The sequence below is a fragment of the Desulfitobacterium sp. genome (assembly GCF_982384815.1).
The window spans coordinates 1-5253 of sequence record NZ_CEVWNY010000158.1 but is presented as its reverse complement, the minus strand read 5'-3'; the positions used below and the strand labels follow the sequence as shown (position 1 = coordinate 5253).

Below are 5253 nucleotides of genomic sequence, written 5' to 3'. Positions count from 1 at the left end.
GACTCATTCATTTCCACCAGTTCCACACCTTTGATATTGGTGAGGATATTTCTGGGTTCTTCGATAACTCCCATCTTTCTTCTCAAATGGCAGGAGTCGTGATAGGTAATCTTTAAAGGAATACCGTCACCGCCTTCTTCCAGCCCCCCCAGGATTGTTAGTAGCTTAGAGAAATCCATGGATTTCTTGCTTAGCTCTTCAGCACGCTTGAGTATAGCCGGGTCATCGGCCACAAGCTCTTTAAAGCTATCAATAAGGGCATGGGTACAGGTCGGGCAGGCAGACACTACGTAGTCGACACTTTCCGCATTCATGGCCTCGATATTTATAATTGCCGATTTACGAGCGTTCTTACGATCACCCATATAGGTCGCCGGTGCCCCACAGCAGGACTGCCCTTCCGGGAAAGTGACTTTATAACCTTTTTCGTTCAGTGCCCTGACGACACCTTCACCAATTCTCGGGTATACAAAATCGATAAGGCAACCGCCGAAGAAAGCAATGGTCCCCTTAGGGTTCTTAATATCTTGGTTAATCTTTTTGATTACGTCTCTGAAAGGCACTTCAGCGATAGTCGGCAAGCTCCTCTTCTCTGTTAGTCCCGACAAAAAGAGGGGTAAATGGCGGATCATGGGTTGGCCCTTAGAGAAAGGCAACTGAGCTTTTGAGGCAACTCTTAAGAGAGAGTGGAATAAGCGGCGGTTGGAGACCACATCCAAAATAAACTTGGGAGTCATCGCCATGCCCTGTTTATCCCCGACTCTATTCCTAATTTCTAGAATCATGCCGGGTATATCTAGTTTGCCGGCACATACTTCTGTACATTTTCCACATTGCAGACAGAGGTTTTGCGGATTCTCTGCGTCTTTCTCCGAGTTAAGGAAGGCAGTTAAGATCGTTCCGATACCGCCTGTATATATGTGGCCGTAGACATGGCCGCCGACTAGTTGGAAAGCAGGACAAACATTCAGGCAGGCGGCACATCGAATACACTGGAAAGTCTGTTTGAACTTTTCATCTGCGTACATTTTCCGGCGACCATTATCCATAAGAATGATATGGAACTCTTTATCCTGGACGGAACCATCCGGATAATAAGTAGGGTTCGGTCCGGTAATCATAGTTACATAGCTGGTTAGCTGTTGGGCAGTGCCATTGCGGGGCAAGGTCTGCAAAATATAGCCGGCATCTTCAAAAGTCGGTACGAATTTCTCTATACCTACAAGGAAAACATGAACCCGGGGCCAGGTTGCCGTTAGACGAGCATTCCCTTCATTGGTCATCATCATTAAGGTCCCTGTTTCGGCTACGGCAATATTTGCTCCCGAAATCCCCATATCCGCTTCCATGAACTTTTGACGCATTTCCATGCGTGCGGTTTTGACGAGTTTGGCGATGACAGGGTCATTGTGATAATTAAGATTATTATTAAAAGTATCTGCTACTTGTTCCTTAGTCATATGGATGGCGGGCATAACCATATGGGAAGGTTTTTGTCCGGCTAACTGAATAATCCATTCCCCTAGGTCTGTTTCTTGAACATCAAAGCCCTCATGAATCAAGGCATCATTCAGATGAATCTCTTCAGAAGCCATAGACTTGGATTTTACGATATTTCTAACCTTTTGTTGCTTAGCTAATTCGATTATGTATTGTTTAGCGTCTTCACCGGTCTCCGCCCGAAAAACTTTAGCTCCCCGGGCGGAAGCAGCCTTTTCAAATTGCTCGATCATTTCGTCCAAATGCTCAGCAGCAAAGGATTTTACTTCGACAACTTTTTCACGAAGGGCTTCAAAATCATATCCTTGGTAAGCCTGTTCCCGATTCTTCCCATAGACATCACCGAAGCGGCCCAAGGCCCCCCTAAGAATATCATTCCCTAAAGCATCGCCGATTCTCTGTTTAAATTGTGCATCAGCCATTGATTTCGCCCTCCTCTGCCTGTTCATCCACAAATACAACTACCAGCTGTTCCGGACCATGGACACCAATAGTTAGAACCCGTTCAATATCAGAGGTCCGGCTGGGACCGGTGACAAAGCCTACAAAACCGGGGATACGGGGCTCCTTATGAATTGTTGCCAGTGCAGTCATAATATTGGGCAGCAAAGTAGAGGTCTGTACCAAGGCAATATGTATCGGTGTAAAAGAAGAACAAAGTCGTTCGTTAACATCTTCGGCATATTGAACCAAGGTCCCTAATTCAGCAATGGCCCATTTCATCTCGGTAATTCCGGCCCCAACCGTTGGGGTTACTTCCTGATAACGATCTGTATAAACGGTTACCCCATTTACCTTAAGGCTTTGTGATAAACTCATGGCCTTAGCCATAGGGGAATTAACCAGAGCCACACTCTCGATTCCCTTTTCCCTAGTGATTTTAGCTATTACTCCTTCTGCCTCTTTGAGAGTTTTTACACGATAGCACTCACCGGAAACAGCTTGCAATTTTGTTTGAAATCGCTCATATAAAAGATCTAAATCTTCCAAAACACACACCCCTTTTTATACTCTCTTAAAAATCTACCAACCTATATATCGTATTTTTTGGTCAGGCCACCATGCCAATATGTTACTGCAAAAAACTGAAAATTTCAATGAGTTTCTAAAAATTATTAATTCATTGCAAAAAACAAAGAGGTGGAGTTCTCCACCTCTTTGTTTTAAGATTTTTAATTAGTTAACAGCTATTAGGCTTATGGGAAATTTTAAAACTTATTTATATTGGTTGGCTAATCTTTTTTTCAGATTATCGGCTACTTCTTGAGGATCCATTGGCCGTCTGGCAATTCCGGTATCCATAGCTGCTTTAGCAACAGCGGCAGCTACTGCGGGTGCCACTTCGGTGTTAAAGGTGCTGGGTATGATATAATCTGCTTTCAACTCATCATCTTTAACGATATTGGCAATTGCATAAGCAGCAGCGACTTTCATTTCGTCGTTGATATCGGTAGCTCTTACATCGATAGCACCGCGGAACATGCCTGGGAAGGCAAGAACGTTATTAATTTGGTTAATAACATCCGAACGTCCGGTGGAGATAACTTTGGCACCGGCTTCAAAAGCTCTTTCGATGGGCCAAATTTCCGGAATGGGGTTTGCTTGACAGAAGCAGATAGGATCTTTAGCCATGGAGCGGATCATATCCTCTGTGAGCACATTAGCGGCGGAAATACCGATGAATACATCGGCACCAACTAAGGCACCGGCGAGATCGCCACTGAATTTTTCCGGATTTGTTGCTTTAGCGATTTGCTCTTTCCAAGGGTTCATACCGGCAGTACGGCCATCATAAATAGCACCTTTGGTATCGCACATAATAACGTTCTTTAAGCCCATGCTCATAAGAAGTTTGATGATAGCAATACCGGCGGCACCGGCACCGTTAGCTACAACTTTGACCTCTTCGATTTTCTTACCGACAACTTTTAAGGCATTAATCAAACCTGCTAAGGTTACAACTGCTGTTCCGTGTTGGTCGTCATGGAAGATCGGTCCCTTGAAGATTCCACGGGCTTTAAGTTTTTCTTCAATTTCAAAACACTCGGGAGCTTTGATATCCTCTAAGTTAACTCCACCAAAGGTAGGAGCTGTTAATTCAACGATCTCAACAATTTTGTCAACATCATTGGTATTTACACAAAGAGGAAAAGCATCAACATCGCCAAAAGCTTTGAAAAGAAGTGATTTACCTTCCATAACAGGCATAGCAGCTTCAGCACCTAAGTTACCTAAGCCTAGAATTGCCGTCCCGTTAGAAACGATGCTTACATAGTTAGCATGGTTAGTATAGATATCAAGGTTTTCGGAATTTTCGCCGATTTCCTTTACAGGTTCGGCAACACCGGGAGAATAAGCAAGGGTGAGATCGTCACGATCTTTAGCAGGAACAGTTACTCTTACCTCAAGTTTACCAGGTCTTACCTTGTGAAACTCCAAGGCCTCCTCACGAAGATTTTTAATGCGGCTCATTTTGACATCCCCTCTCGTTTATTAAAATATAGTATATGTCAATTAGCTATAAAAATGTTATAACCGTCGAAAATTGTCTAAAAATGAAACACTGTTTCGCAATCGTTAGAAGAATCGGTCGCTTCAGCGGTGAAGCGACCAGATTCATTTAGACTATCCCGGAAACTTAGATTATTTTCCAGCGTCTTTAGCATCAATTTCGGCTTGAGCAGCTAAGATATCTTTGGCGTTAAGATAAACCGGGGTATCAACCATTTTTCCGTTCAAAGAAACAGCGGCTTTTCCTTTTGCAAGACCTTCTTCTTCGAAGACCTTAACAACGTCTTTAGCCCATTGAACATCAGCCGGATCTGGAGCGTAAAGTCTGTTGGAAGGTTCAACTTGTCCTGGGTGAATGATCATGCGGCCTTCAAAGCCCATTTGTTTGCCTTCGGCAACGTTCTTTTCGAATCCTTCGATGTCTTTGTAGTCAACGTAAGGAGCATCGATAGCAACGATGCCGGCAGTACGACAAGCTACACCAACTTTGAAGCGGCCATAGAGTTGCTCGGCTCCTGCTGAGGTTAATTTAACACGCATGTCACGGCAATAGTCAACGGCACCGAAGATAGCATTAACATTACGTTTGCTGGCTAAGCAACATTCTTCGGCGTTAGCAATACCTTTAGCAGTTTCAAGAAGCATCGAAATTTTTACGGTTCCAACAGGGATGCCGCGACGCATTTCCAGTTCTTCTAATTTCCAGTCCAGACGTTGCACGTCTGCAGCGCAACCGGTTTTAGCCAAGGTTACACCATGAAGTCCGGGATAGACAATAGCTTCTAAATCATCGTTGGTTAAACCGGTCTCCCAGTTATTGATACGAACGAAAACTTGAGCGCCACCTTTGGCTCCATATTCTAAATTTTCTCTTACGATCTGACGAGCTGTTTCTTTTTCAGCCGGTGGTACAGCATCTTCTAAATCGAAGGTGATGATGTCAGCAGGAATTTCGGGTGCTTTCGCAACCATTTTAGGATTGTTTCCGGGAATGTACATAATAGATCTCATAACAGCCATGGTATATATACCCCCTAAAAAATAATTATATTTCCAAGGACATTAGTCCTTAGTTGCAAAGTTAATATGGCTTATCATTCTTGAGGTTATTCGATGGCTGACCGCCACCAATATTACATTTAATCCGGTAGCGCTAAGTCACCGAATAACCCGCCATTTTGGGTATTACTCCCCGTTCAGATGGGGAATCCCCCATCTGAACAAGGATCCGCAGCGATGAGC

The 5253-nt window shown here is 44.0% G+C and carries 4 protein-coding genes; all 4 read right to left on the bottom strand.

The window, feature by feature from the left end:
• A partial coding sequence (ldhH, locus tag AC1U9U_RS15355; RefSeq protein ID WP_479961428.1) for an L-lactate dehydrogenase (quinone) large subunit LdhH occupies nucleotides 1–1922 on the bottom strand: 1922 nt, incomplete at its 3' end.
• Nucleotides 1915–2490: a LutC/YkgG family protein gene (locus tag AC1U9U_RS15350; protein WP_479961427.1), complete on the bottom strand. Its 576-nt coding sequence runs from the start codon at nucleotides 2488–2490 to the stop codon at nucleotides 1915–1917. The genes AC1U9U_RS15350 and ldhH, both read right to left, overlap by 8 nt.
• A gap of 225 nt (nucleotides 2491–2715) precedes the next feature.
• A complete protein-coding gene (locus AC1U9U_RS15345) occupies nucleotides 2716–3972 on the bottom strand; it encodes an NAD(P)-dependent malic enzyme (RefSeq protein ID WP_479961426.1) in 1257 nt (418 codons plus the stop codon).
• 171 nt (nucleotides 3973–4143) lie between these two features.
• Nucleotides 4144–5031: an HpcH/HpaI aldolase/citrate lyase family protein gene (locus tag AC1U9U_RS15340; protein ID WP_479961425.1), complete on the bottom strand. Its 888-nt coding sequence runs from the start codon at nucleotides 5029–5031 to the stop codon at nucleotides 4144–4146.
• Between the last annotated feature and the right edge of the window lie 222 nt (nucleotides 5032–5253).

Bases quoted from the DNA above. Each gene is read 5' to 3' on its own strand.
- AC1U9U_RS15345 (WP_479961426.1), bottom strand. From the start codon at position 3,972: ATGAGCCGCATTAAAAATCTTCGTGAGGAGGCCTTGGAGTTTCACAAG.
- AC1U9U_RS15340 (WP_479961425.1), bottom strand. From the start codon at position 5,031: ATGGCTGTTATGAGATCTATTATGTACATTCCCGGAAACAATCCTAAA.